Origin of the sequence: Aquabacterium humicola, from assembly GCF_030167915.1 — a bacterium.
Classification (GTDB): domain Bacteria; phylum Pseudomonadota; class Gammaproteobacteria; order Burkholderiales; family Burkholderiaceae_C; genus Pseudaquabacterium; species Pseudaquabacterium humicola.
In genome coordinates this window covers 1,669,112-1,694,086 of the sequence record NZ_JARGNB010000001.1, presented here as the reverse complement: position 1 = coordinate 1,694,086, position 24,975 = coordinate 1,669,112, and the positions used below count along the sequence as shown (strand labels likewise).

Below are 24,975 nucleotides of genomic sequence, written 5' to 3'. Positions count from 1 at the left end.
GGCCAGTTTACGCGCGTGCCCCCGCGCCCACGCCCCGCAGGGGTGCTGTGCAATAGTTGCCGCATGAACGTCGCCGCCACCGCCGCCGCCACCGACAGCGCCACCACCGTCCGCACCGTGCGCGGCGCCTGCCCGCACGATTGCCCCGACACCTGCGCGCTGAAGATCACCGTCGAGAACGGCCGGGTGACGCGCGTGCAGGGCGACCCGGACCATCCGCCGACCCACGGCGCGCTGTGCACCAAGGTGTCGCGCTATCCCGAGCGCACCTACCACGAGGAACGCGTGCTGCGGCCGCTGAAGCGCACCGGTCCGAAGGGCAGCGGCCAGTTCGTGCCGGTCAGCTGGGACGAGGCCCTGAACGACATCGCCGCGCGCCTGAAGGCCATCGCCGCGCGCGAGCCGCAGGCCGTTCTGCCCTACAGCTACGCCGGCACGATGGGCATGCTGCAGGGCGAGAGCATCGCCGCGCGCTTCTTCCATCACCTCGGCGCCTCGCTGCTCGATCGCACGATCTGTTCGTCAGCGGGGGGCGACGCCCTGGCCGCGACCTACGGCGGCAAGCTCGGCATGCACCTCGAGCACTTCGTCGACGCGAAGCTGATCCTGATCTGGGGCAGCAACTCGATCACCTCGAACCTGCACTTCTGGACCTTCGCGCAGCAGGCCAAGCGCAACGGCGCGAAGCTGGTCTGCATCGACCCGCGCCGCACCGAGACCGCCGAAAAATGCCACCAGCACATCGCGCTGCTGCCCGGCACCGACGGGGCGCTGGCGCTCGGGCTGATGCACGAACTGATCACCAACGGCTGGCTCGACGAGGACTACATCAACCGCCATGTCGACGGCTTCGAGCCACTGCGCGACAAGGCGCTGGCCTGGACACCGGAGCGCACGGCGGCGGTCTGCGGCCTGGATGCCGACACCGTGCGCGGCCTTGCACGCGACTACGCGACCATCGCGCCGGCCGCGATCCGCCTGAACTACGGCATGCAGCGCGTGCACGGCGGAGGCAATGCGGTGCGCCTGATCGCGCTGCTGCCCTGCCTGACCGGCGCCTGGAAGAAGCGCGGCGGCGGCATGCTGCTGTCGGCGTCGGGCTGGCTGAAGGCGCACAAGAACGCCGCCGCGCTGGAGCGGCCCGACCTGCTCGGCGCGCGCCGCCCGCGCACGATCAACATGAGCACGATCGGCGACGACCTGCTGCGCGAGAGCTCGCCCGCGTTCGGACCGCGCATCGAGGCGCTGGTGGTCTACAACAGCAACCCGGTCGCGGTGGCGCCCGAATCGCCGAAGGTGGTTGCGGGCTTCCAGCGCGAGGATCTCTTCACGGTGGTGCTCGAGCACTTCATGACCGACACCGCCGACCATGCCGACTATGTGCTGCCCGCGACGACGCAGCTGGAGCACCTGGACCTGCACGGCTCCTACGGCCACACCTACGTGCTGATGAACCAGCCGGCGGTCGCGCCGCTCGGCGAGGCGAAGCCGAACACGCAGATCTTCCGCGAGCTCGCCGCGCGCATGGACCTCGACGAGCCGAGCCTGTACGACAGCGACGAGCAGCTCGCCGCGCAGGCGCTGATCGGCATCGACATGGCCGCGCTGCGCGAGCAGGGCTGGGTCAGGCTGCCGGTGCCCGAGCTGCCGTTTGCCGACGGCGGTTTCCCGACGCCTTCGGCCAAGGTCCAGGTGAACGCGCCCGGCCTCGGCGTGCCCGACTTCGTGCCGAACTACGAAGCCGTGCGGTCGGCGCCCGAGCTCGCGCAGCGCTTCCCGCTGGCGATGATCTCGCCGCCGGCGCGCCACTTCCTGAACTCCAGCTTCGTCAACGTGAAGAGCCTGCGCGCGGTCGAAGGCGAGCCGCTGGTCGAGATGCACCCGGCCGATGCCGCGCCGCGCGGCATCGCCGACGGCATGCCGGTGCGGATCTTCAACGACCGCGGCAGCTACCGCTGCAAGGCGGCGCTCAACGCGCGCGCGCGGCCCGGCGTGGTCAACGGCCTGGGCGTCTGGTGGCGCAAGCTCGGCCGCGACGGCACCAACGTCAACGAACTGACCAGCCAGCGCCTGACCGACATCGGCCGCGCACCGACCTTCTACGACTGCCTGGTGGAGGTGGTGGCGGAGTGAGGGCATGAGCCGACGCCGCCTCGGCTGGGCCCTGCTGCTGGTGGCGGTGGCCGGCGCCGGGCTGGCCGGCTGTTCGACGATCGGCTACTACGCGCAGTCGCTCGGCGGCCACCTCGACATCATGCGGCGCGCCCGCCCGGTCGACGACTGGCTGGCCGACGGCGCGACGCCCGCCAAGCTGCGCGAGCGGCTGAAGCTGTCGCAGGAGATCCGCGACTTCGCGGTCAAGGAACTGAAGCTGCCCGACAACCGCAGCTACCGCAGTTATGCCGACCTGCAGCGCAACGCGGTGGTGTGGAACGTGGTCGCGACGCCGGAGCTGTCGCTGGAACTGAAGCGCTGGTGCTTCCCGGTCGTCGGCTGCGTGGGCTACCGCGGCTACTTCGACCGCAAGCCCGCGGACGCGCTCGCCGAGGACCTGAAAGCCGAGAAGTTCGATGTCAACGTCTACGGCGTGCCGGCGTACTCGACGCTCGGCTGGACCAACTGGCTCGGTGGCGATCCGCTGCTGAACACCTTCATCGACTGGCCCGAAGCGCAGCTGGCGCGCCTGATCTTCCACGAGCTCGCGCACCAGGTGGCCTATGCGGCCGGCGACACGACTTTCAACGAGTCCTTCGCCACCGCCGTCGAACGCCTGGGCGGCGAGCGCTGGCGGCAACACCGGGCCTTGAGCGACGTCGACGACGCGGCCTTCGAACGGCGCCGCGCCGACTTCCGCCTGCTGAGCGCGCGCACGCGGGCGTCGCTGGAGGCCCTGTACAAGAGCGACGTCAGCGATGAGCTCAAGCGCCAGCGCAAGGCCGAGATCTTCGCCGGCATGCGCGCCGAGCTCGCGCGCCTGAAGACCGAAGCCTGGGGCGGCTATGCCGGTTACGACGCCTGGGCGCAGCGCGCCAACAACGCGTCGCTGGGCGTGCAGGCCGCCTACGACGAGCTGGTGCCCGCCTTCGAGAAGCTCTTCGAGCGCGAAGGCCGCGACTTCGCCCGGCTGCATGCCGAGGCCAAGCGCCTGGCCGCCTTGCCGCACGACCAGCGGCGCGACACACTCGCGGCGATCAGCCGCTAGCAGAGGACCTCATGCCCGATATCCGCATCCACCGTGATCACCAGCTCGGACTGGAGAAGGCGCGCAAGGTCGCGTGGGATTGGGCGGAGAAGGTCGAAGAGAAGTTCGACATGGAGTGCACGGTGGTCGAGGGCGAGTACAGCGACACCGTGGAGTTCACGCGCTCGGGCGTGAAGGGGCAGCTGATCGTCGCCGCCGACCACTTCGACCTGCAGGCCAAGCTCGGCTTCCTGCTCGGCGCGTTCTCGAAGACGATCGAGGCCGAGATCGAGAAGCAGCTCGATGCGGTGCTGAGCGCCGGAGCCAAGAAGGCCCCGGCGAAGAAGAAACCGAAAGTCTGAGCCCCCTACAGCCCTTCGGGCTGGTCCCCCGAGGGGATCAGTCCGACCGGGAAACCCGGATCGGACTGGACTACTTCAGGGATTCGATCAGGTCGACGTATTCCTGCATCGCCTCGTCGGCCGACTTGCCCTTCAGCTCGTTCCAGGCATCCCACTTGGCGCGGCCGACCATGTCGGTGAAGCCGGGGCGCTTGCCCTCGACGTCGCCGGCGCTGGCCTGCTTGTAGAGCGAGTAGATCTTCAGCAGGGTCATGTTGTCGGGCTTCTCCGGCAGGTTCTTGCTGTCGGCGACGGCTTGTTCGAATTGGGACTTCAGGTCGGCCATGCGCGCTGCTCCTTGCGTGAAAATCGGTCTTGACGGCGGCGATGTTACCCAGCATCGTGGTCCGGGCCCTAGAGAAGCGTACCGAGGAGAAGCGCATGAATGACGTCGCCAGCAGCCGCATGTCGCGGGTGGACACCGCGTGGCTGCGCATGGACAACGACGTCAACCTGATGATGATCGTCGGTGTCTGGATGCTGACGCCCAAGATCGGGCTCGAGGCGCTGCGGGAGCGGGTCGCCGACAAGCTGCTGAAGTACGGCCGCTTCCACCAGCGCGCGGTGGCCGATGCGATGGGCGCGAGCTGGGTCGAGCACGAGGACTTCGACATCACCGAGCACGTGCTGGTGGAGAAGCTGCACCGCGCGCCGGGCCAGAGCGAACGCGCCGCTCTGCAGCAGCGCTGCGGCGAGCTGGCGATGACGGCGCTCGATCCGTCGCGCCCGCTGTGGCAGATGCACCTGATCGAGGACTACGAAGGCGGCAGCGCCCTGATCGCCCGCATCCACCACTGCATCGCCGACGGCATCGCGCTGATCTCGGTGATGCTGTCGATCACCGACGGCGGCAACGACCCGCCGCAGCGCAAGAAGCGCGAGCCGGTCGACGACGCCGAGGCCGACTGGCTGTCCGACGCGGTGCTGAAGCCGCTGTCGGACATGACGATCAAGGCCATCGGCATGTACAGCGGCGGCATGCAGAAGTCGATCGACATGCTGGCCAACCCGCAGCAGCCGCTGCTGGGCTCGATCGACATGGCGCGGTCAGGGCTGCAGGTGGTCAACGACGTCGCGTCGATCGCGATGATGACCGACGATTCGCCGACCGCGCTGAAGGGCCAGCCCGACGGCAAGAAGGTCGTCGCCTGGGGCGAGCCGCTGCCGCTGGACCAGGTCAAGGCCATCGGCAAGGCGCTGGGCTGCTCGATCAACGACGTGCTGCTGTCCTGCGTGGCCGGTGCGATCGGCAGTTATCTGCGCGAGCGGGGCGACGACCCCGACGGCAAGGAGATCCGCGCGATGGTGCCGGTGAACCTGCGGCCGCTGGAGAAGGCCTGGCAGCTCGGCAACCGCTTCGGCCTGGCGCCGCTGGTGCTGCCGATCGGCATCCCGAATCCGGTCGAGCGCGTGTTCGCCGTGCGCGCGCGCATGGCCGATCTCAAGGGCAGTTATCAGCCGCTGCTCGCGTTCGCCGTGCTGTCGATCACCGGCCTGTTCGTCAAGCCGGTGCAGGACGCCGTGCTGAACATGTTCGCGAAGAAGGCCACCGCGGTGATGACCAACGTGCCGGGGCCGGCCAAGCCGCTGCAGTTCCTGGGCTCGACCTTGCGCCAGACGATGTTCTGGGTGCCCTCGTCCGGCAACATCGGTGTCGGCGTCAGCATCCTCAGCTACGGCGGCGGCGTGCAGTTCGGCCTGATCACCGACCACGCGCTGTGCCCCGATCCGCAGGCGATCATCGACGGCTTCGAGCCCGAGTTCGACAAGCTCGTGTGGCTGACGATGATGCTGCCCTGGGCCGGGCAGAACGGCGCGGCCTGATCAGGCCAGCTTGCCGTCGATCGACGGCTGCGGCGCTGCCGGATCGATCGGTTCGGCTGCCACCCCCTCCGCTTCGTGGTCCTGCAGCGGCGCCGGCGAGGTGCTGAGCTCGTCGTGGTGGCGCGGCCGCATGCCGGTGCGCAGGTAGCGGTTGTGATGGTTCACGCGCGGCAGGTAGCGCGCGAGCTCGCTCAGTGCCATCTGGTAGACGTCGCGCTTGAACTCGATCACCAGGTCCAGCGGCACCCAGTACTCGTTCCAGCGCCAGGCATCGAATTCCGGATGGTCCGTCGCGCGCAGGTCGAGGTCGGAGTCGCGGCCGACCAGACGCAGCAGGAACCAGATCTGCTTCTGGCCCTTGTAGTGCCCACGCGCGTCCTTGCGGATGAAGTGCTCGGGCACTTCATAACGCAGCCAGTCGCGGGTGCGCGCCAGGATGCGCACGTGTTCGGGGCGCAAGCCCACTTCCTCGTGCAGCTCGCGGAACATGGCCTGCTCGGGAGACTCGCCGTACTTGATGCCGCCCTGGGGGAACTGCCACGAATGCGTGCGTAGCCGTTTGCCCCAGAAGACCTGGTTGCGCGAGTTCAGCAGGATGATGCCGACGTTGGGCCTGAAGCCTTCACGGTCGAGCATAATCAACCCCAATACTCAGAATTGAAATAATTATTGCACCGGCCCAGTGCGGGCAGCGTCCCTCGCTTACCCGCATGGCTTCCCCGGCATCGGGCCTTCGGTGCAGGCCGCTTCAGGCCAGTCCTCAGTTCCACGCCGCTTCACGCCGCACGCAGAGACTTCACCCCGTCGCCCATGAAAGCCTCCCAGTTCTTCATCGCCACCCTGAAGGAAGCGCCCGCCGATGCCGAGGTGATCAGCCATCAGCTGATGATGCGCGCGGGCATGATCAAGCGCTTGTCGGCGGGCATCTACAACTACATGCCGATGGGCTTGCGCGTGATCCGCAAGGTCGAGGCCATCATCCGCGAGGAGATGGTGCGCGCCGGCGCCGTCGAGCTGCTGATGCCGGTGGTGCAGCCTGCCGAGCTGTGGCAGGAGTCGGGCCGCTTCCAGGCCTATGGCCCCGAGCTGCTGCGCGTGAAGGACCGGCATGAGCGTGACTTCGTCGTGCAGCCGACCTCCGAAGAGGTCATCACCGACATCGCTCGGCAGGAGCTGCGCAGCTACCGCCAGCTGCCGCGGAACTTCTTCCACATCCAGACCAAGTTCCGCGACGAGCGCCGTCCGCGTTTTGGTGTGATGCGCGGGCGCGAGTTCACGATGAAGGATGCGTACTCGTTCGACCGTGACCGCGAGGGCGCGGCGAAGAGCTACGACCTAATGTTCGCGGCGTACAAGCGCATCTTCGATCGATTCGGCCTGCAGTACCGCGCGGTGGCCGCGGACACCGGCGCGATCGGCGGCGACCTGTCGCACGAGTTCCAGGTCATCGCCGACACCGGCGAGGACGCGATCGTCTACTGCCCGACCAGCGACTACGCGGCGAACGTCGAGCTCGCCGAAGGCATCGCGCCCGGTGAGCGGGCCTCGGCGACCGAAGCGATGGCGAAGACGCCGACGCCCGGCAAGAGCACCTGCGCGGATGTCGCGGTGCTGCTGGGCCTGCCGCTGCAGCGCACGGTGAAGTCCCTGGTGCTCGCCACCGACGAGAAGAACGACGCCGGCGACATCGTGAAGTCGACGGTGTGGCTGCTGCTCGTGCGCGGCGACCACGAGCTCAACGAAATCAAGACCGGCAAGGTCGAGGGGCTGAAGGCCGGCTGGCGCTTCGCGACCGTCGCCGAGATCGAGGACCACTTCGGCTGCAAGCCGGGCTACCTCGGCCCCATCGGAACGAAGAAGCCGGTGAAGGTGATCGCCGACCGCATCGTCGCGAAGATGAGCGACTTCGTCTGCGGTGCGAACGACGCCGACTTCCACCTTACCGGCGTCAACTGGGGCCGCGACCTGCCCGAGCCCGACCTGGTCGCGGACATCCGCAACGTCGTCGCCGGCGATCCGTCGCCGGATGGCAAGGGCGTGCTCGCGATCCAGCGCGGCATCGAAGTCGGCCACGTGTTCTACCTCGGCACGAAGTATTCGAAGTCGATGAACGCGACCTACCTCGACGAGAACGGCAAGCCGCAGCTGATGGAGATGGGCTGCTACGGCATCGGCGTCACGCGCATCCTCGGCGCGGCGATCGAGCAGAACCACGATGCGCGCGGCATCGTCTGGCCGGCGGCCATCGCCCCGTTCGCGGTGGTGATCTGCCCGATCGGCTACGACCGCAACGACGACGTGCGCGCGGCCGCGACGCAGCTGCACGATGCGCTCGAGCGCCAGGGCATCGACGTGATGCTCGACGACCGCGGCGAGCGCCCCGGCGCGATGTTCGCGGACTGGGAGCTGATCGGCGTGCCGCTGCGCGTCGTGATCTCCGACCGCGGCCTGAAGGCCGGCACGGTCGAGGTGCAGGGACGACGCGACGACCAGGCGTCGACGGTGGCGCTGGCCGAGGCGGCGGCGCTCGTCAAGGAGCGCCTCTCGGCGTGAGCCCGCGCGGCCGCCCGAAGGGGAACGCCGGCGTTTGCAGCACGGAGGCCGCCGAGTGACCGGGGTCAGCCGTCGCGCGGGGCTCGCGGCGATCGCCGCCGGCGCGTGGTGGCCGGCTGCGCCGGTGCAGGCCGGTGCGCAGGCCGAAGAGCCGCTGATCGACTCGGTGCGCACCGCGCTGTCGGCGGCCATCGCCAGCGCGGCACCGCCGAAGCCGAGCTTCACCGAGATCGAGGATCGCCTCGCCTACCTGCGCTGGCTGGGGGCGATGAGCGAGCGGCTGAAGCGCCGCAAGAGCGAGGCGCGCACGCGCATCGAGTTCCTCGAGACGCTGTGGTACGAGAGCAAGCGCGCGGGCCTGGAGCCGGCGCTGGTGCTCGGGCTGATCCAGGTCGAGAGCGGCTTCCGCAAGTACGCGATCAGCTCGGCGGGCGCCCGGGGCTACATGCAGGTGATGCCGTTCTGGACCAAGCTGATCGGCGACGGCGACCCGGCGCGCCTGTTCCACATGCAGACCAACCTGCGCTTCGGTTGCGTGATCCTGCGTCACTACCTCGACATCGAGCGCGGCGACCTGTTCCTCACATTGGGTCGCTACAACGGCAGTCGCGGGCGGCCGGAGTATCCGAACGCGGTGTTCGCGACGCGCAAGCTGTGGGAGCCGCCGCCGCCGGCCTGAGCGGCGCCGGGTTCAGCGCAGGCCGGCCCAGGCCTTCGGCGTCGCGTGCTGCGCACCGAGCAGCGCGAGCGCATGCTCGACGGTGTCGTTGACCAGTTCCTCGATCGACGCGGGCCGGTGGTAGAAGGCCGGCAGCGGCGGGAAGACGATGCCGCCCATCTCGGTGACGGCGGTCATGTTGCGCAGGTGCGCGAGGTTCAGCGGCGTCTCGCGCACCATCAGCAGCAGCGGCCGGCGTTCCTTCAGCGTGACGTCCGCGGCCCGCGTCAGCAGGTTGTCCGACAGGCCGTGCGCGATCGCTGCGAGCGTGCGCATCGAGCACGGTGCGACGGCCATCGCGGCGGTCGCGAAGCTGCCGCTGGCGATGCAGGCACCGACGTCGGAGACCGCATACGAACGGTCGGCGAGGGCCTCGACCGCGGCGCGATCCAGGCCCATCTCATGGTGCAGGTTGAGCACGCCGGCAGGCGTGACGACGAGGTGGGTCTCGTGGCCCAGTTCGCGGGCGCGCCGCAGCAGCCGCACGCCGTAGGCCGCGCCGGTGGCGCCCGTGATGCCGACGACGAGTCTCGGCACCGGGGCGATGCTCACGCCGGCGCCAGCATCTGCTGCAACTCGCCCGACTGGTACATCTCCATCATGATGTCGGAGCCGCCGACGAACTCGCCGTCGATGTACAGCTGCGGGATCGTCGGCCAGTTGGCGTACTCCTTGATGCCCTGGCGGATGGCCTCGTCCTCGAGCACGTTGACGGTGGTCAGCTCGTTGACGCCGCAGGCCTTGAGCACCTGGATCGCGCGGCCGGAGAAGCCGCACATCGGGAACTGGCTGGTGCCCTTCATGAAGAGCACGACGCGCGAGCCCTTGACGATGTCGTCGATGCGTTGTTGAACGTCGCTCATGGCAATGATCGGAATGGGGTCCGGCAGATGGAAATCGATCCGGCTTTATACGGCAAAGCGCATGCCGCGGCCGGCGACGGCGTCAAGGCCGCATGCCGCGGCGAGGCTTAGAAGCTGTAGCTGACGCCGAAGCGGATCACCGGCTGCACGCGCAGTTGCTTCCAGGCGTCGCCGAAGTCCAGGCCGCCGTTGATCGCCCGGCCGAGCTGGCCGACGGCGCCCGGGTTCTGCGCCGCGAAGCCGACGTCGGCGCTGAAGCCCCAGTCGCCACGCAGTCCGGCGCCCGCGTAGCCGATGCCGAGGTAGGGCTGCGCCGTGCGCGGTTCGTTGCCGATCAGGCCGCTGCGCTGGTTCAGCAGCAGGCCGCCGGTCAGCCGCAGACCGCTGGTCTGGCCGAACTTCAGGGTGTCGAGGTGGTAGTCGCCGAGCAGGCGGGTCATCTGCACCACGCTCGATTGGCCGAGCGGTTGGCCGAGCGGCTGGCCGGCCCAGTGGCCGTAGAGCGGCGTGGTGTCGACTTCGATGCGGGCGCCCCATCGGCTGCTGCCGAACGCGTCGGGCGACGCGGTCAGCCCGTCGCCGGCCGCTTGCGCGGACGCGCCGAACAAGGCGAAAGCCAGGACAAGGGTCGAACGCATGATCCTCTCCTCGAAGTTGGCTGTGCTGTCCATACTACGCCGCCCGACCGCCGCCGTGCGCAATTGAAAGCGGGCGTTCGCGCGTTATTTCGTGGGAAGCGAGGATGCTTCAGACCGCGGCGCGACGGCCGCCGGTGCAGCGGGGCCGGCCGGCCAGATCGGCACGTGTCTGCACGTCGTCGAAGCCGTGGCCGCGCAGCAACGCCTGGACCGCATCCGCCTGGTCCCAGCCGTGCTCGAGCAGCAGCCAGCCGCCCGGCCGCAGGGCCTCCGGCGCGCCGCCGACGATCGCGCGCAGCGCATCGAGGCCATCGCCGCCAGGGGTCAGCGCGAGCAGGGGTTCGTGCCTCAGCGCGGCCAGGTGCGGATCGTCGCCGCGGATGTAGGGCGGGTTCGAGACGGCGAGGTGAAACCGCCGCCCCGGCAGCGCCGACCACCACGCGCCTTCGGCCCATTGCACAGCGAGGCCGAGGCGCTGTGCGTTGTCTTGTGCCACGGCCAGGGCCTTCGGGCTCAGGTCGGTGGCCGTCACGCGCGCGGTGGGATGACGGTGAGCGATCGCCAGCGCGATCGCGCCGCTGCCGGTGCCGAGGTCCACGACCTCCGCCGTCGGCGGCATCGACGGCGCCGCAAGCCGTTCGAGCGCCCAGTCGACCAGCGTCTCGGTGTCCGGCCGCGGGTCCAGCACGTCGCGGGTGACCTGCAGCCGCAGGCCGTGGAACTCGCGCTCGCCGAGCAGGTAGGCCAGCGGCACGCCGTCGGCGCGGCGGGCGATGTCGGCCGCGTAGGGCGAGATCGACGCCGCTGCGACCGGCTGATCGTCGTGCGCGATCAACCACGCGCGTGGCCGGTGCAGGTGGAAGGCCAGCAGCAGCTGGGCGTCGAGGCGATCGACGCCCTGTGCACGCGCCGCGGCCAGCGCCTCGCGCACCGTGGTCGACATGACGCTCAGGCTGCGCCTTCCAGCGCCGCCAGCTGTGCCTGGGCCTGCGCGGCCTTCAGCGCATCGACGACGTCGTCGAGCTCGCCGTCCATGATCGAGCCGAGCTTGTACAGGGTCAGGTTGATGCGGTGGTCGGTGAGCCGGCCCTGCGGGAAGTTGTAGGTGCGGATGCGGTCCGAGCGGTCGCCGGTGCCGACCAGGCTCTTGCGTGTCGCGGCTTCCTTGGCTTCGCGTTCGCCGCGTTCCTTGTCGCGCAGCCGCGCCAGCAGCACGGCCATCGCCTTGGCCTTGTTGCGGTGCTGCGAGCGGTCGTCCTGGCACTCGGCGACGATGCCGGTCGGCAGGTGCGTGATGCGGATCGCCGAGTCGGTCTTGTTGACGTGCTGGCCGCCGGCGCCGGACGCGCGGAAGGTGTCGATGCGCAGTTCGGACGGGTTGATGGTCACCTCGGCCTGCTCGTCGGGCTCGGGCATCACCGCGACCGTGCAGGCGCTGGTGTGGATGCGGCCCTGCGATTCGGTTTCCGGCACGCGCTGCACGCGGTGGCCGCCGGACTCGAACTTCAGCTGGCCGTACACGGCATCACCCTCGACGCGCAGCACCAGCTCCTTGTAGCCGCCGAGGTCCGATGCACTTTCGCTCATCACCTCGATACGCCAGCCGCGGCGCTCGCAGAAGCGCAGGTACATGCGCGCGAGGTCGGCGGCGAACAGCGCCGATTCTTCGCCGCCGGTGCCGGCGCGGATCTCGACGAAGGCGTTGCGGCCGTCGTCGGGGTCGCGCGGCAGCAGCGCGGTCTGCAGCTCGGCCAGCAGGCGCTGCAGATCGGCCTCGGCGGCGTCGATCTCCTCGCGCGCCATCTCGGCCATCTCGGGATCGGCCAGCAGCTCGCGCGCCGCGCGCAGGTCGGCCTCGCGCTGCTCGTAGGCCTGGAAGCGTTCGACGATCGCCGCCGCTTCGGCCTGTTCGCGCGCCACCTGTCGATAACGCTGGATGTCGGCGGTGAGCTGCGGATCAGCCAGGTGGGCGTCCAGCTCGGCGAGCCGCATCTGGAGGCGTTGCAGTTGGTGGCGCAGGGCGTCTTTCATGGGCGGCATGGCCCGCGGCCGGCCGTCGGGAAGCGGGCCCCGTCGGCCGTACGCAGGCAGCGAGGCTAACGGCGGTCGTCGTCCGCCGGGTTGCGCGGCGACTGGCGCAGGAACAGGCGCGCGACCGTGTCGGCCATCTGCGCGCGCTGGGCGCCTTCGCTGGCGTGCAGCTCGGCCAGCGTGCCGTGCAGCATCTTCTGCGTCAGGCCGCGGGACAGGGCTTCGAGCACGCTGTCGACGTCGTTGCCCTTGGCCAGCAGCTTGCGCGCGCGCTGGATCTCGGCGTTGCGCCACTCGTCGGCCTGCGCGTTCAGCGCCTGGATCAGCGGCACGCTGGCGCGCTGGTCGAGCCAGTGGCTGAAGCTCTGCACGCCGGCATCGATGATCGCCTCGGCCTGGGCGACGGCGGCCTGGCGCTTCTCGCCGGCGCTCTGCACCAGGCTCGACAGGTCGTCGACGGTGTAGAGGTAGACGTCTTCCAGCGTCGCCACCTCTTGCTCGATGTCGCGCGGCACCGCGAGGTCGACCATGAACATCGGCCGGTGGCGGCGCGCCTTCAGCGCGCTCTTCACCGCACCCAGGCCGATGATCGGCAGCGTGCTGGCGGTGCAGGAGACGATGGCGTCGAACTCGTGCAGGCGCTGCGGCAGGTCGGCCAGGCGGATCGCCTGCGCGCCGAAGCGGCCGGCGAGCTTCTCGCCGCGCTCGAGCGTGCGGTTGGCGATGGCCATCGCCTTCGGCGCGCGTGCGGCGAAGTGCGTGGCGACCAGTTCGATCATCTCGCCGGCGCCGACGAACAGCACGTTGATGTCGGCGAGGTCCTCGAACAGCTGCGAGGCCAGCCGTACCGCGGCGGCGGCCATGCTGATCGAATGCGCGCCGATCTCGGTCGAGCTGCGCACGTCCTTGGCGACCGAGAACGAGCGCTGGAACAGCTGGTGCAGCGTGGTGCCGAGCGTGCCGGCGGCATCGGCCTCGCGCACGGCCTGCTTCATCTGGCCGAGGATCTGCGGCTCGCCGAGCACCATCGAATCGAGGCCCGACGCGACGCGGAAGGCATGGCGCGCAGCTTCGCGCTGTTCGAGCACGTAGGTGTGCGAGCGCAGCTGGTCGGCCTGCACGCCGCCCTGCGCCGCGAGCCAGTCGACCGCCGGCGTCACCAGCTCGCGCACGGTCGCGGGCGCGGCGGCGACGTAGAGCTCGGTGCGGTTGCAGGTCGACAGCAGCGCGGCTTCCGGCAGCGCCCGGCGCAGGCGCTCCTGAAAGCCGCGAAGCGCGGGGGAGAGTTGTTCCGGCGCGAACGCGAACCGGCCGCGCAGGTCCACCGGCGCGGTCATGTGGTTCAGGCCGAGGGTGAACACACTCATCAGTGCCTGCCCGGCCGCCCGAAAAGCGCTGAGCGCCCATGGCTCCCGCAAGGGGTCCTTCGGATCCCCGGGGCCGCGAACGAAGTGAGCTGGGGGCTCATAGTTCGGCGATTATAGAATTTGATGCATTTGCTACCGCGGTGCGGGGACGACGTGCGCTTGACGCATCTCAAGTCCCGCGCCGGCAGATTTCCCCCCCCGGCGCGATGGACCTTCTCGATGCTGTCTGGCACCTGCTCAACCTCGTCGCGCCCGGAATCGGGCTGGGGCTGATCGCCGGCGGGCTGGCCAAGCTGCTGTGGCGGCGCGAGCTCGCCGGTGTGCGCTGGCAGCGACTTGCGGGCTGGGCCGCCGGGGCCTCGACCTTCGCGCTGCTGGCCGGCCTGGTGATCACCGGCCGCGACGGCCGCATGGGCACGTATGGGGCGATGGTGCTCGCCTGCGCCGCGGCGCTGTGGTGGGCGGGCTTCCGCCGGCGCTGAGGCCGCCGCGGCTGCTTCAGGCCGCCAGCACGTCGTCCTTCGTCAGCACCTCGGCGCGCAGCGAGTGCGGCAGCGCCTGCGTGATGCGCACGTCGATCAGCTGGCCCACCAGCCGGTCACGCAGCGGGCCGCCGTCGAAGTTGACGATGCGGTTGCACTCGGTGCGCCCCATCAGCTCCAGCGCATTCTTGCGGCTCGGGCCTTCGACGAGGATGCGCTGCACCGTGCCGACGCGGCTGGCGCTGATGCGCTGCACGTTCTCTTCAATCAACGCCTGCAGTTCCTGCAGCCGTTCGAGCTTCAGCGCCTGCGGCGTGTCGTCGTGCAGGTTGGCCGCCGGCGTGCCGGGGCGCGGGCTGAAGACGAAGCTGAAGCTCGCGTCGTAGCCGACGTCGCGGATCAGCTGCAGCGACTTCGCGTGGTCCTCGGCGGTCTCGCCGGGGAAACCGACGATGAAGTCGGTGGACAGGCTGATGTCGGGGCGGATCGCGCGCAGCTTGCGGATCGTGCTCTTGTACTGCAGCGTGGTGTAGCCGCGCTTCATCGCCATCAGGATGCGGTCCGAGCCGTGCTGCACCGGGAGGTGCAGGTGGTTCACCAGCTTCGGCAGCCGCCCGTAGGCCTCGACCAGCCGCGGCGTGAACTCGTTCGGATGGCTGGTGGTGTAGCGGATGCGCTCGATGCCCGGGACCTCGTGGATGTAGTCGAGCAGCAGCGCGAAGTCGGCGATCTCGCCGTCGCCTTTCGCCGGGCGGCCCATCGTGCCGCGGTAGGCGTTGACGTTCTGGCCCAGCAGCGTCACTTCCTTGACGCCTTGCGCGGCCAGTCCGGCGATCTCGGCCAGCACGTCCTCGAACGGGCGGCTGACTTCCTCGCCGCGCGTATAGGGCACGACGCAGTACGAGCAGTACTTGGAGCAGCCTTCCATGATGGAGACGAAGGCGGTCGCGCCGTCGACCTTGGCCGGCGGCAGGTGGTCGAACTTCTCGATCTCGGGGAAGCTGATGTCGACCTGCGGCCGGCCTTGCCGTGCGCGCTGCGCGATCAGCGCCGGCAGGCGGTGCAGGGTCTGCGGGCCGAAGACGACGTCGACGTAGGGCGCGCGCTCGATGATCGCCGCGCCTTCCTGGCTGGCGACGCAGCCGCCGACGCCGATCAGCACTCCCTTGCTCTTCAGGTGCTTGACGCGGCCGAGGTCGGAGAACACCTTCTCCTGCGCCTTCTCGCGCACCGAGCAGGTGTTGAAGAGGATGAGGTCGGCCTCTTCGGGATCGTTCGTGGGCTCGTAGCCTTCGGCCGCGCGCATCACGTCGGCCATCTTGTCGGCGTCGTACTCGTTCATCTGGCAGCCGAAGCTGCGGATGAAGACCTTCTTCGCGGGCGTCGTCATGACCGCCTCCTTGTGTTGCTCACGGCTTGGTCCAGTGCTGCGCGCCCCAGTCGAAGGACCAGTGCTGCGCTTCGGCGGGGGTGGTGGGCCAGGGCTTGCGCGCGGCCTCGGCCGGCGTCAGCACCCACACGTCGTGCAGGTTGCCGCTGTCGTCGATGGTGTAGTGCACCAGCAGCTTGTGGCCGACCATCGCGCCGGACATCTGCAGCATGCCGTTGGCACCGCGGATGCGCGCGCCGGGTGCCAGGCGCGCCGGCTTGCCGTTGAGCTGCACGTCCGGCGGCTGCACGACCTGGAAGCTGCCGCGCAGCGCGTTGGCCGGGAACTGGCGCGCCAGTTGAGCGGCCGCCGGCACGGCGACGGTGGCCGCGGCGAGCGCGGTGAGCACACAGCGAAGCATGGTGTAGACCCAGGGGCTGTGGAAAGAAAAACGGCCCGAGCAAGATGCTCGGGCCGGGATCTGGTGGCGCTTCAGGGACTCGAACCCCGGACCTGCGGATTATGATTCCGTCGCTCTAACCGACTGAGCTAAAGCGCCAAGAGCCCGCGATTATAGCGGCACGTTTCGAGGGTTCGCCAAGCGGGCCCGCCACACGGACCTTCATGTTCAGCTTTTTCAAGAAGAAGGCGCCGCCGCCTGCTCCGATCTTCACGATGGGGGATGCACCGGCCACAGCGCCCGCACCCGCGCCCGCAGCTTCACCCGCAACCGCGCCGGCCGCGCTCAAGCCCGCGCCTGCGGTCCCGACATCGCCTTCACCCGCGCCGCCTGCACCCGCCGCGGCCGCACCCGTCGTGCAGCCCGCCGCGCCGGTTCCGCCCGTGCCGCGCGCGCCGGCGGTGCCGATGCCGAACACGATCGCACCGGCACCCGCCGCGACAGGCGAACCGGTCGACATGCGCGGCGGCCTCGCGATGTTCTCGCCGTCACCGCCGTCGCGCGAGCGCTGGGTCGACCGCCTGCGCGGCGGACTGCAGAAGACCGGTGCCAGCATCTCGCAGGTCTTCGTCGGCACCAAGATCGACGACGCGCTGTACGAGGAGCTCGAGGCTGCGCTGCTGATGGCCGATGCCGGCGTCAAGGCCACCGAGCACCTGCTCGAGGACCTGAAGCGCCGCGTCAAGGAGACCCGCGCGACCGATCCCCAGCAGGTCAAGGCGCTGCTCGCCGACGCGATCGCCGACCTGCTGAAGCCGCTCGAGAAGCCGCTCGTCGTCGGCGAATTCACTCCGACGGTGATGATGGTCGTCGGCGTCAACGGTGCCGGCAAGACGACGAGCATCGGCAAGCTGACGCGCCATCTGGCCGATGCCGACCAGAGCGTGCTGCTGGCCGCGGCCGATACCTTCCGTGCTGCAGCGCGCGAGCAGCTGGCGGTCTGGGCCGATCGCAACAAGGTGGAGATCATCAGCCAGGAAGGCGCCGACCCGGCCGCGGTGAGTTTCGATGCGGTGGCCGCCGGCAAGGCGCGCAACCGCGACGTCGTGATCGCCGACACCGCCGGTCGCTTGCCGACGCAGCTGCACCTGATGGAAGAGCTGAAGAAGATCCGCCGCGTGATCGCCAAGGCCGATGCGAGTGCACCGCACGAGGTGCTGCTGGTGGTCGACGGCAACACCGGCCAGAACGCGCTGACGCAGGTGAAGGCCTTCGACGATGCGTTGAAGCTGACCGGCCTGATCGTCACCAAGCTCGATGGCACGGCGAAGGGCGGCGTGCTGGCTGCGATCGCGCGCGAGCGGCCGGTGCCGGTCTACTTCATCGGCGTCGGCGAAAGGCTGGAAGACCTCGAGACCTTCGACGCGCGTGAATTCGCGCAGGCCTTGCTGGGTTGATCAGCGTGCCTGCACGGGCACCGGCTCGAAGTCGTCGAACAGCGCGGACGGCACCGGCTCCATCGACGTGTCGTCGTGGTCCTTGTCGCCTTCGGCGAGGATCTCGGCGACCGGGATCAGCGGCATCGGGCGCGAATTGCTCGACGCCTGCTCGCGTGCCGCCGACGGCGCGGCGAGCATCGGCAGCAGCTGGTGGCGGGCCAGCGCAACGTCCGGCAAGGCCTCGGCCTGCCACGACAGCACCTTGATGCCGGCCTTGCGCAGCAGCGTGGTCATGCGCTCGTGGCGGCGCTTGCTGTTCTCGCTCAGCCGCGCGGGGCGAACGTCGATCACGGCCAGCACGCGCGAGCCGCTGTCGCACAGCAGCAGGTCGGCGCTCAGGCCGGCGATGGCTTGCAGCCACTCCGACTGCTTCGCCGGCACGCCGAGGAAGCGCGACAACGGCACCTGCGCCAGCACCAGGTAACCCGGCATCGCCTGGCGCAGCAGCGTATGGGCCTGGCGTTCGGCGACGGTCAGCACGCGTGCAGCCTGGGGGGTGAACTCGGCAGCGGCGTCCTGCGCTTCCCGTCGGGAACTCGGCCGGGCGACCGGGCGTCGGCGACGGCCGGCAACAAAGGACAGCACCAGCACGAGGATGGCGGCGATCGCGAGTACGGCGGTGGGATCGACGGGCAGCATGGCCGGAATGTTCGGCAGTCCGGCCGTCGGACTGAAGCCCTGAAAGTCACGCAGCGCGTCATTTCGCTGCGACAAGTGTGTCCGACTGCTACGGCACGGCCCGATCGGGGCCGCCCTTCCGGACGCTTCAGCGCATCAGGCCCTTCATGCCGCCCATGCGCTTCATCATCTTCATCAGGCCGCCGCCCTTCATCTTCTTCATCATGCCCTGCATCTGCTCGAACTGGTTGAGCAGGCGGTTGACTTCCTGCACATGCACGCCGGCGCCGGCGGCGATGCGGCGCTTGCGGCTGGCCTTGATCAGTTCGGGTTTGCGGCGCTCGAGCGCGGTCATCGAGTGGATGATGCCTTCCATGCGCCGCACGTCCTTCTCGGCGCGATCCATGTCGACATTGCCGGCCTTGGCCGTGAGCGCGCTGGGCAGCTTGTCCATCAGCCCCGACAGCCCGCCCATCTTCTTCATCTGCGAGATCTGCATCAGGAAGTCGTTGAGGTCGAAGCCGTCGCCGGACTTGACCTTGTCGGCAAGCTTCTGCGCGGCGTCCAGGTCGACGCTCTTCTGCACTTCCTCGACCAGCGCGACGATGTCGCCCATGCCCAGCACACGCCCGGCATGGCGTTCGGCGTCGAAGACTTCGAGCCCGTCGATCTTCTCGGAAACGCCGGCGAACTTGATCGGGGCGCCGGTGATCTGCCGCACCGACAATGCCGCGCCGCCGCGCGAATCGCCGTCGAGCTTGGTCAGCACGATGCCGGTCAGCGGCAGCGCTTCCTTGAAGGCCTTCGCGGTGTTGACCGCGTCCTGGCCCTGCATCGCGTCGACGACGAAAAGCGTCTCGACCGGGTTCAGCAGCGCGTGCAGCTCGCGGATCTCGGCCATCAGCGCTTCGTCGATCGCCAGCCGGCCGGCGGTGTCGACCAGCAGCACGTCGAAGTAGTGGCGCTTCGCGTGGTCCAGCGCGGCCAGCGCGATGTCGCGCGGCTTCTGCTCGCCGCTCGACGGGAACCACTCGGCGCCGGCCTGGCGCGTCACCGTCTTCAGCTGCTCGATCGCGGCGGGCCGGTAGACGTCGGCCGAGACGGTCAGCACCTTCTTCTTGCGGCGCTCGATCAGGTGCTTGGCGAGCTTGGCGGTCGTCGTCGTCTTGCCGGCGCCCTGCAGGCCGGCCATCAACACGATGGCCGGCGGCTGCACGGCGAGGTTCAGGTCGGCCACGCCTTCGCCCATCGTGCGCGCCAGCTCCTTGTGCACGACGCCCACGAGCGCCTGGCCCGGATTGAGCGAGCCGACCACGTCCTGGCCGAGCGCCTTGTCCTTGACGCGGGCGATGAACTCGCGCACCACCGGCAGCGCGACGTCGGCTTCGAGCAGCGCGACGCGCACCTCGCGCAGCATGTCCTGCACGTTGCTCTCGGTGATGCGGGCTTGGCCGCGCATCGTCTTGACGAGGCGCGACAGGCGGTCTGAAAGGGTGGAGGCCATCGGCTTGGGTGGGCAGGCTGCTGCTGTCGACGCCGTCGAGCCCTGCAGGCCGCGAAAGTACACTGTCCTCGATGATTCTATCGTCGGCCCTCTCGTCGGGCTCATCCTCGGGCGCGCTGGTGGCTTCGAGCGCTGCCGGAACCACGCTCGGGCCGGCGCCGCTGGCCCTGGCACTGGCGTCGGTGCTGGCCTATGCGGTGGCCGCCTGGCCGGCGCGCGCCGCTTCGCCCGATGCGGCCGATGCCGCACCGGCGTCGGCGCTGCGCCTGCAGGCGCCTGCGCTGATCGTCGGCTGGCTGCTGCACGCCGCACTGCTGGCGCTGGACATCGGCGGCTGGGGTCGCAGCGACACCGGCGCGCGCCTCGGCTTCGGGCCGGTGCTGTCCCTGACGCTGTGGCTGGTGGTCGCGGTGCACATCGTCGAGAGCCGCTTCGTGCCCTTGCCGTCGGTGCGGCGCGCACTGGCGGTCGGCGGGGCGATCGTCGTCGTGCTCGCCTGGGCCTTTCCAGGGGATGTGCGGGCGGTGGCATCGCCGTGGGCGCCGCTGCATTGGGTGCTCGGCGTCGCGTCGTACGGGCTCTTCGGGGCCGCGGTGCTGCATGGTTGGTTGCTCGACGGCGCCGAGCGGCAGCTGCGTCGCCACAAGACACCCGCGCAGGGGCCACTCGGTTTGCCGCTGCTGCGGCTCGAACGCCTGACCTTCCGTTTCGTCGAAGCCGGCTTCGTGGTGCTGACCTTCGCGCTGGTGCTCGGCTTCGTCACCGCGGCGCGCTGGCGCTGGGATCACAAGACGGTGTTCTCGCTGCTCGGCTGGGCCGTCTTCGCGGCGCTGATCGGCGGCCGCCTGCTGCGCGGCTGGCGCGGCCGCCGCGCGACGCGCTGGCTCTACGCCGGCACGGTGCTGCTGCTGCTGGCCTACGTCGGCTCGCGCTTCGTCTTCGAGGTCGTGCTCGGCCGCAGCTCGACCTGAAGGGCGGCACGATGAAATACCTGCTCCTGCTGCTGGTGATCGGCATCGGCCTGTGGATGGTGGCCAAGCGCTTGCGCGGTCCGGCGCCGCCTGGCGAGCCGCGCGAGGACCGATCGAAGCCCTCATCGACGCCGACGGCCATGGTCGAGTGCGCGCATTGCGGGCTGCACCTGCCGGCCGCCGACGCGGTGCTCGACGGGCGCCATGTCTATTGCGGAGAAGCGCATCGGCGCCTCGGGCCGCGCGGACCGGATGGACGCTGAACGCGCGCCGGCCGCACCGCGGCCGCGTTCGGGCGCTGCCGCGCCGGCGGCGCGCGTCGAGGAACGGCGCCAGGTCGATCGGCGGCAAAACGACCGGCGGCAGACCGACCGGCGGCAGACCGACCGGCGCCGCAGCGATCGGCGCAGCGAACCGCGCGAGCTCGACGAGGACTCGTGGTTCGGCGCGCTGGCCGGCGGCGCGCGCTCGACCTTCCTCGGCGACGCCGACGGCGGGCCCTGGCTCGACGACGATGCCGAGTCGGCGTCGGAGAGCCGCTTCCTCGCCCGCGAGGCCCGCCGCATCGTGTCGAGCGAGGGCAGCGCGCTGCGACGCATCTTCCGCGCCTACCTGACGGCGCGCGCAGTGCTCGGCGCCGCGCTCGTGCTGACGCCCTGGGTCATGACCGCGATGGGCGCACGCCTGTCGTGGCCGATGCTGGCGCTCTGCCTGGCCTACGCAACGCAGGCACTGTCGATGTGGCTGCTGCCCGGCCGCGGACAGGCGGCCGGGGCGATCGGACAGCCGCGCCTGGCACGCCGGCAGTGGACCCTGACGATCGGCGTCGACCTGCTCGCGTTCTCGGCCCTGCACCTGCTCGACCCGGTCGCGCAGCTGAACTTCGCGGCGTTGCTGGCGCTGCCGGTGCTGATGGCCGGCGTGATGACCAAGCGGCTCGCCGCGCTGGCGACCGCGGCCTTCGTGACCCTGGTGCTGCTGGCCGGCGTCTGGCGCAGTGCGGCGGCCGGGCAATTCACGATCGCGCTGATGACGCAGGCCGGGTTGGCGGGCATCGGCGCCTTCGTCATCTCGCTGCTGTCGGGCGAGCTGGCGCAACGACTGGCGCGGGAGGAGCGCGCCGCCCGCGGCAGCCTGGCCCTCGCGCGACAGCAGACACGGCTGAACCGCCTGGTGATCGAGGAGATGGCCGACGGCGTGATGGTGGTCGACCGGCGCCTGCGCGTGCGCACGGCCAACCCCGCCGCGCGCTCGATGCTCGGCGGTGCGGCGAGCGACGCCACCTCGTCGTTCACGCTGCACGACGATCCCGGCTGGTCGGCCCTGCTGTCCGCGGTGGAGCTCGCCTACGGGCTCGGCCACTGGCCCGACGCCTTGCGCGAGATCACCCTGGCCGCCGGTCGAACCGTGCAGGTGCGGGCGCGATTCACCCGCCGCAGCGGCATCGACGACGTGGCGACGCCGCCGCAGGACGTGTGTGTGCTGTTCCTCGAGGACCTGCGCAGCGTGCAGGCGCGCATGCGGCAGGAGAAGCTCGCCGCGATGGGCCGCGTGTCGGCGGGCATCGCGCACGAGATACGCAATCCGCTGGCGGCGATCGCCCAGGCCAATGCGCTGATGCTCGAGGATCCGCTGCCGGGGCCGCAGCAGAAGCTGGCGCGCATCGTCGAGGACAACGTCGAGCGGCTCAAGCGCATCGTCGACGACGTGATGGCGGTGGCGCCGGGCGCGGCGCACCAGCAGCAGGTGATCGACGCGACGGCCGAGGTGTCGCGCATCGTCGCCGAGTGGCAGGCGACGTGCGGGCTCGACCCTGCCGCCGCGGCAACCCGCATCGAGCTGCGGTTGCCCTCGGCGCCGCTGCTGGTGCTGTTCGACGCCGAACACCTGCGCCGCGTGCTGGTGAACCTGCTCGACAACGCGCATCGCCATGCGACCGACGGATCGGGCGCCGTGCGGCTGGAGCTGCTGCCGCGCCGCAAGGACGGCGCGCTGCTGGCCATCGGCAGCGACGGTGCGCCGATCAGCGCCGACGTCGAGCACCACCTGTTCGAACCCTTCTTCTCGACGCGCAGCCGCGGCACCGGCCTCGGTCTGTACATTTGCCGCGAGCTGTGCGAACGTCACCGCGCCAGCATCGAGTACCGCGCCGGTGCGCCGGGCGAGCGGCACCGCAACGTGTTCCGCGTCTCGATGCGCGGTGCGCCGACGAACCCGTAGACCTTCCGCACCGAGATGCCCCCACCCGCCGCCCCGAGCCTGCTGGTCGTCGACGACGAACCCGATCTGCGCACGCTGTACGAGCTGACGCTGGTGCGCGAAGGCTACGACGTCGAGACCGCCGGTTCGGTCGAGGAAGCATGGCAACGGCTGGCCGAACGCAGCTACAGCGTCGTGATCACCGACATGCGGTTGCCCGACGGCAGCGGGCTCGACCTGCTGCGGCGGCTCGAGGCCGCCGATCGCGCCGAGAAGACGATCGTCATCACCGCCTACGGCTCGGCCGAGAATGCGGTCGAGGCACTGAAGGCCGGCGCCTTCGACTACCTCACCAAGCCGGTGGACCTGCGCCAGTTCCGCGGCGTCGTCGCTTCGGCGCTCGGTCGTGCGCCGCAGGCCGGCCCGCTGGTCAAGCCGGCGTCGCTGCCGACGACCGCGGCGCCTGCGCCCACGGCGGTGCCGGCCGCGCGCCCGACGGCGCCGGCGGCGATCGTCGCCGAGGCCGCGCCGGGACTGCATCCCTCGCTGGCGCGCCTGATCGGCGGGTCGTCGGCGATGCAGCAGGTGCGCTCGATGATCGAGCGGGTCGCGCGCGGCATGGCGCCGGTGATGGTGCAGGGCGAGTCGGGCACGGGCAAGGAGCTGGTCGCGCGGGCGATTCACGGCGTCAGCAGCCGCGCGGCGCAGCCCTTCATCGCGGTCAACTGCGGCGCGATTCCCGAGCAGCTGCTGGAAGCCGAGTTCTTCGGCTACCGCAAGGGCGCGTTCACCGGCGCGACCGAGGACCGCGAAGGCTTCTTCCAGGCCGCGCACGGCGGCACGCTCTTCCTCGACGAGATCGGCGACCTGCCGCTGTCGATGCAGAGCAAGCTGCTGCGCGCGATCCAGGAGCGCTCGGTGCGGCCGCTCGGCGCGGTCAGCGAGATGCCGGTCAACGTGCGCATCGTCAGCGCCACGCACAAGGATCTCGCGACCGAGGTGCAGGAAGGACGCTTCCGCCAGGACCTGTACTACCGGCTGAACGTGATCCAGGTCCGCATGCCGCCGCTGCGCGAGCGGACCGACGACCTGGAAGCGATCTGCGGCGCGGTGCTGCAGCGCATCGCCCGCGATGCCGGCGTGAGCCCGGCCCCGCGCTTGTCGGCCGAGGCGCTCGCTCACTTGCGGGCTTATCACTTCCCGGGCAACGTGCGCGAGCTCGAGAACCTGCTGCACCGCGCCGTCACGCTGGCCGGCGGCGACCTGATCGAGCAGCGCGACCTCGGCCTCGCCGACGGTGAGGCGGGCAACGATGCCGACTGGCCGGCACCGGAGGCGCCGGTCGCCGAGACGGCGAGCGCAGCGGCCGTGCCGCGCGCGGCGGCCGAGCCCGCGCCGCTGCCGACCGACCTCGTCGCCTACCTCGACCAGGTCGAGCGCGATGTGCTGATGCGCGCGCTCGAGCGCCACCGCTACAACCGCACCGCCGCCGGCGCCAGCCTCGGCCTGTCGCTGCGGCAGATGCGCTACCGCATGGCGCGGCTGGGCATCAACCTGTCGGACCATGGGGAGTGAGCGGGCCGTCGCTGCGCGCAGCGTGGTCTGACGACGGCTGGTGGCCGTCGGCGCGGCGCATCGAATCGCCCAACGAGGGTCCGCGTCCCGCGGGTGCGGCCGTCGAGCTCGTCGTGCTGCATTCGATCAGCCTGCCGCCGGGCGAGTACGGCGGCGATCAGATCGAGCGCCTCTTCACGAATCGGCTCGACTGGGATGCTCATCCGTACTTCCGGCAGATCCGCGGCGTCGAGGTCTCGGCGCACTTCGTGATCCGGCGCGATGGCGAGCTGCTGCAGTTCGTGTCGACCGATCGGCGCGCGTGGCATGCCGGCCGTTCGCGCTGGCAGGGGCGAGACGACTGCAACTCGTGGTCGGTGGGCATCGAACTGGAGGGCCTCGAAGGGCAGCACTTCGAGCGTGCGCAGTACGACGCCCTCGTGCCGCTGTTGCGCGCCGTGCGCGCGCGCCATCCGATCCGCCATGTCGTCGGCCATGAACATGTCGCGCCGGGCCGCAAGATCGACCCCGGTCCCGGCTTCGACTGGGTCGGTTTGCAGCGCCGGCTGCGCTGGACGGCGCAGCGCTTTCCGCCCGTCGGCTAGCGCCCGCCGAGGCGCCCGTGGCCCGCCTACCACAAGCGCCGTGGGTGCGGGGAAACACCGGCTGGTGTACGCTATAGGTAGTGTCTAGAGTTCCGATCTGGCCCTAGATGTAGTGTCCAACGGTCCACCGGCACTCCACGGCATCTCCACACCTTATCCACACCCGACCGATCCCCGGCCCATCCATGGCAGCTCGGG

General features: G+C 70.1%; 25 protein-coding genes and 1 tRNA gene. 13 read left to right on the top strand and 13 right to left on the bottom strand.

Annotated features, from left to right (window positions below; genetic code table 11):
• Positions 1 to 63: 63 nt before the first annotated feature.
• Genes P1K89_RS07555 through P1K89_RS07545 form a run of 3 tightly spaced genes read left to right on the top strand, consistent with a single transcriptional unit; the run spans position 64 to position 3,543 of the window.
• On the top strand, positions 64 to 2,133 hold the full coding sequence (locus tag P1K89_RS07555; protein ID WP_284615767.1) for a molybdopterin-containing oxidoreductase family protein: 2,070 nt from the start codon (positions 64 to 66) through the stop codon (positions 2,131 to 2,133).
• Between the two features lie 4 nt (positions 2,134 to 2,137).
• A complete protein-coding gene (locus tag P1K89_RS07550) occupies positions 2,138 to 3,202 on the top strand; it encodes an aminopeptidase (RefSeq protein WP_284615766.1) in 1,065 nt (354 codons plus the stop codon).
• Positions 3,203 to 3,213: 11 nt separating this feature from the next.
• Positions 3,214 to 3,543, top strand: coding sequence for a polyhydroxyalkanoic acid system family protein (locus P1K89_RS07545; RefSeq protein WP_284615765.1), 330 nt, complete (start codon positions 3,214 to 3,216; stop codon positions 3,541 to 3,543).
• Between the two features lie 70 nt (positions 3,544 to 3,613).
• Here P1K89_RS07545 and P1K89_RS07540 read toward each other — a convergent pair whose 3' ends face one another.
• A complete protein-coding gene (locus P1K89_RS07540) occupies positions 3,614 to 3,868 on the bottom strand; it encodes an acyl-CoA-binding protein (protein ID WP_284615764.1) in 255 nt (84 codons plus the stop codon).
• A 95-nt stretch (positions 3,869 to 3,963) separates the two neighbouring features.
• Between P1K89_RS07540 and P1K89_RS07535 the strand changes: the two genes are divergently transcribed.
• Positions 3,964 to 5,406, top strand: a complete 1,443-nt coding sequence (locus P1K89_RS07535) for a wax ester/triacylglycerol synthase family O-acyltransferase (RefSeq protein ID WP_284615763.1) — start codon at positions 3,964 to 3,966, stop codon at positions 5,404 to 5,406.
• Here the strand turns inward: P1K89_RS07535 and P1K89_RS07530 are convergent, their stop codons facing one another.
• Complete coding sequence (locus tag P1K89_RS07530) at positions 5,407 to 6,042, bottom strand: RNA pyrophosphohydrolase (RefSeq protein WP_284615762.1); 636 nt, start codon at positions 6,040 to 6,042, stop codon at positions 5,407 to 5,409. It abuts the gene before it with no gap.
• A 174-nt stretch (positions 6,043 to 6,216) separates the two neighbouring features.
• On the opposite strand from P1K89_RS07530, the gene P1K89_RS07525 reads away from it, so the two are divergent.
• Positions 6,217 to 7,959 carry a proline--tRNA ligase gene (locus tag P1K89_RS07525; protein ID WP_284615761.1) on the top strand — a complete coding sequence of 581 codons (1,743 nt, stop codon included), beginning with the start codon at positions 6,217 to 6,219 and terminating at the stop codon, positions 7,957 to 7,959.
• 55 nt (positions 7,960 to 8,014) lie between these two features.
• Entirely contained in the window at positions 8,015 to 8,638 is a 624-nt protein-coding gene (locus P1K89_RS07520; protein WP_439897956.1) for a lytic transglycosylase domain-containing protein, read from the top strand.
• A 12-nt stretch (positions 8,639 to 8,650) separates the two neighbouring features.
• Here P1K89_RS07520 and P1K89_RS07515 read toward each other — a convergent pair whose 3' ends face one another.
• The 6 genes from P1K89_RS07515 to hemA all read right to left on the bottom strand — a co-directional run bounded on the left by P1K89_RS07515 (position 8,651) and on the right by hemA (position 13,576).
• Positions 8,651 to 9,229, bottom strand: coding sequence for a UbiX family flavin prenyltransferase (locus P1K89_RS07515; RefSeq protein ID WP_284615760.1), 579 nt, complete (start codon positions 9,227 to 9,229; stop codon positions 8,651 to 8,653).
• On the bottom strand, positions 9,226 to 9,540 hold the full coding sequence (grxD, locus tag P1K89_RS07510) for a Grx4 family monothiol glutaredoxin (RefSeq protein WP_284615759.1): 315 nt from the start codon (positions 9,538 to 9,540) through the stop codon (positions 9,226 to 9,228). Before grxD ends, P1K89_RS07515 begins: the two co-directional genes overlap by 4 nt.
• 107 nt (positions 9,541 to 9,647) lie before the next feature.
• Positions 9,648 to 10,178 (bottom strand): hypothetical protein, encoded by a 531-nt coding sequence (locus P1K89_RS07505; RefSeq protein WP_284615758.1) that lies wholly within the window; start codon positions 10,176 to 10,178, stop codon positions 9,648 to 9,650.
• A 109-nt stretch (positions 10,179 to 10,287) separates the two neighbouring features.
• Positions 10,288 to 11,121, bottom strand: a complete 834-nt coding sequence (prmC, locus tag P1K89_RS07500; RefSeq protein WP_284615757.1) for a peptide chain release factor N(5)-glutamine methyltransferase — start codon at positions 11,119 to 11,121, stop codon at positions 10,288 to 10,290.
• 5 nt (positions 11,122 to 11,126) lie between these two features.
• The gene (prfA, locus tag P1K89_RS07495; RefSeq protein WP_284615756.1) at positions 11,127 to 12,209 is read right to left on the bottom strand and encodes a peptide chain release factor 1; all 1,083 of its coding nucleotides are present in this window, start codon (positions 12,207 to 12,209) and stop codon (positions 11,127 to 11,129) included.
• A 65-nt stretch (positions 12,210 to 12,274) separates the two neighbouring features.
• Entirely contained in the window at positions 12,275 to 13,576 is a 1,302-nt protein-coding gene (hemA, locus tag P1K89_RS07490; protein ID WP_284615755.1) for a glutamyl-tRNA reductase, read from the bottom strand.
• Positions 13,577 to 13,782: 206 nt separating this feature from the next.
• On the opposite strand from hemA, the gene P1K89_RS07485 reads away from it, so the two are divergent.
• A complete protein-coding gene (locus P1K89_RS07485) occupies positions 13,783 to 14,058 on the top strand; it encodes a hypothetical protein (RefSeq protein WP_284615754.1) in 276 nt (91 codons plus the stop codon).
• Positions 14,059 to 14,074: 16 nt separating this feature from the next.
• Here the strand turns inward: P1K89_RS07485 and miaB are convergent, their stop codons facing one another.
• The 3 genes from miaB to P1K89_RS07470 form a co-directional block, all read right to left on the bottom strand.
• Positions 14,075 to 15,448: a tRNA (N6-isopentenyl adenosine(37)-C2)-methylthiotransferase MiaB gene (gene miaB / locus P1K89_RS07480; RefSeq protein ID WP_284615753.1), complete on the bottom strand. Its 1,374-nt coding sequence runs from the start codon at positions 15,446 to 15,448 to the stop codon at positions 14,075 to 14,077.
• A 19-nt stretch (positions 15,449 to 15,467) separates the two neighbouring features.
• A complete protein-coding gene (locus P1K89_RS07475; protein WP_284615752.1) occupies positions 15,468 to 15,848 on the bottom strand; it encodes a hypothetical protein in 381 nt (126 codons plus the stop codon).
• 61 nt (positions 15,849 to 15,909) lie between these two features.
• Positions 15,910 to 15,986, bottom strand: a tRNA-Met gene (locus tag P1K89_RS07470).
• Positions 15,987 to 16,051: 65 nt separating this feature from the next.
• Between P1K89_RS07470 and ftsY the strand changes: the two genes are divergently transcribed.
• Positions 16,052 to 17,284: a signal recognition particle-docking protein FtsY gene (gene ftsY / locus P1K89_RS07465; RefSeq protein WP_284615751.1), complete on the top strand. Its 1,233-nt coding sequence runs from the start codon at positions 16,052 to 16,054 to the stop codon at positions 17,282 to 17,284.
• On the opposite strand, the gene P1K89_RS07460 is transcribed toward ftsY, so the two are convergent.
• Together P1K89_RS07460 and ffh are read right to left on the bottom strand one after the other, a co-directional pair.
• Positions 17,285 to 17,965: a DUF2726 domain-containing protein gene (locus tag P1K89_RS07460; protein WP_284615750.1), complete on the bottom strand. Its 681-nt coding sequence runs from the start codon at positions 17,963 to 17,965 to the stop codon at positions 17,285 to 17,287.
• A gap of 127 nt (positions 17,966 to 18,092) precedes the next feature.
• Positions 18,093 to 19,448, bottom strand: coding sequence for a signal recognition particle protein (ffh, locus tag P1K89_RS07455; RefSeq protein ID WP_284615749.1), 1,356 nt, complete (start codon positions 19,446 to 19,448; stop codon positions 18,093 to 18,095).
• 71 nt (positions 19,449 to 19,519) lie between these two features.
• Between ffh and P1K89_RS07450 the strand changes: the two genes are divergently transcribed.
• From P1K89_RS07450 to ampD, 5 genes are read left to right on the top strand one after another with little or no spacing between them, the layout of a single operon-like run.
• Positions 19,520 to 20,419, top strand: coding sequence for a cytochrome C assembly family protein (locus tag P1K89_RS07450; protein ID WP_284615748.1), 900 nt, complete (start codon positions 19,520 to 19,522; stop codon positions 20,417 to 20,419).
• Between the two features lie 11 nt (positions 20,420 to 20,430).
• Positions 20,431 to 20,682, top strand: a complete 252-nt coding sequence (locus P1K89_RS07445; protein ID WP_284615747.1) for a PP0621 family protein — start codon at positions 20,431 to 20,433, stop codon at positions 20,680 to 20,682.
• Positions 20,672 to 22,639, top strand: a complete 1,968-nt coding sequence (locus P1K89_RS07440) for a sensor histidine kinase (RefSeq protein ID WP_284615746.1) — start codon at positions 20,672 to 20,674, stop codon at positions 22,637 to 22,639. The genes P1K89_RS07445 and P1K89_RS07440 overlap by 11 nt, the downstream gene beginning before the upstream one ends.
• Before the next feature lie 15 nt (positions 22,640 to 22,654).
• Positions 22,655 to 24,193 carry a sigma-54-dependent transcriptional regulator gene (locus P1K89_RS07435; protein WP_284615745.1) on the top strand — a complete coding sequence of 513 codons (1,539 nt, stop codon included), beginning with the start codon at positions 22,655 to 22,657 and terminating at the stop codon, positions 24,191 to 24,193.
• Complete coding sequence (gene ampD / locus P1K89_RS07430; RefSeq protein WP_284615744.1) at positions 24,190 to 24,777, top strand: 1,6-anhydro-N-acetylmuramyl-L-alanine amidase AmpD; 588 nt, start codon at positions 24,190 to 24,192, stop codon at positions 24,775 to 24,777. The genes P1K89_RS07435 and ampD overlap by 4 nt, the downstream gene beginning before the upstream one ends.
• Positions 24,778 to 24,975 lie beyond the last annotated feature (198 nt).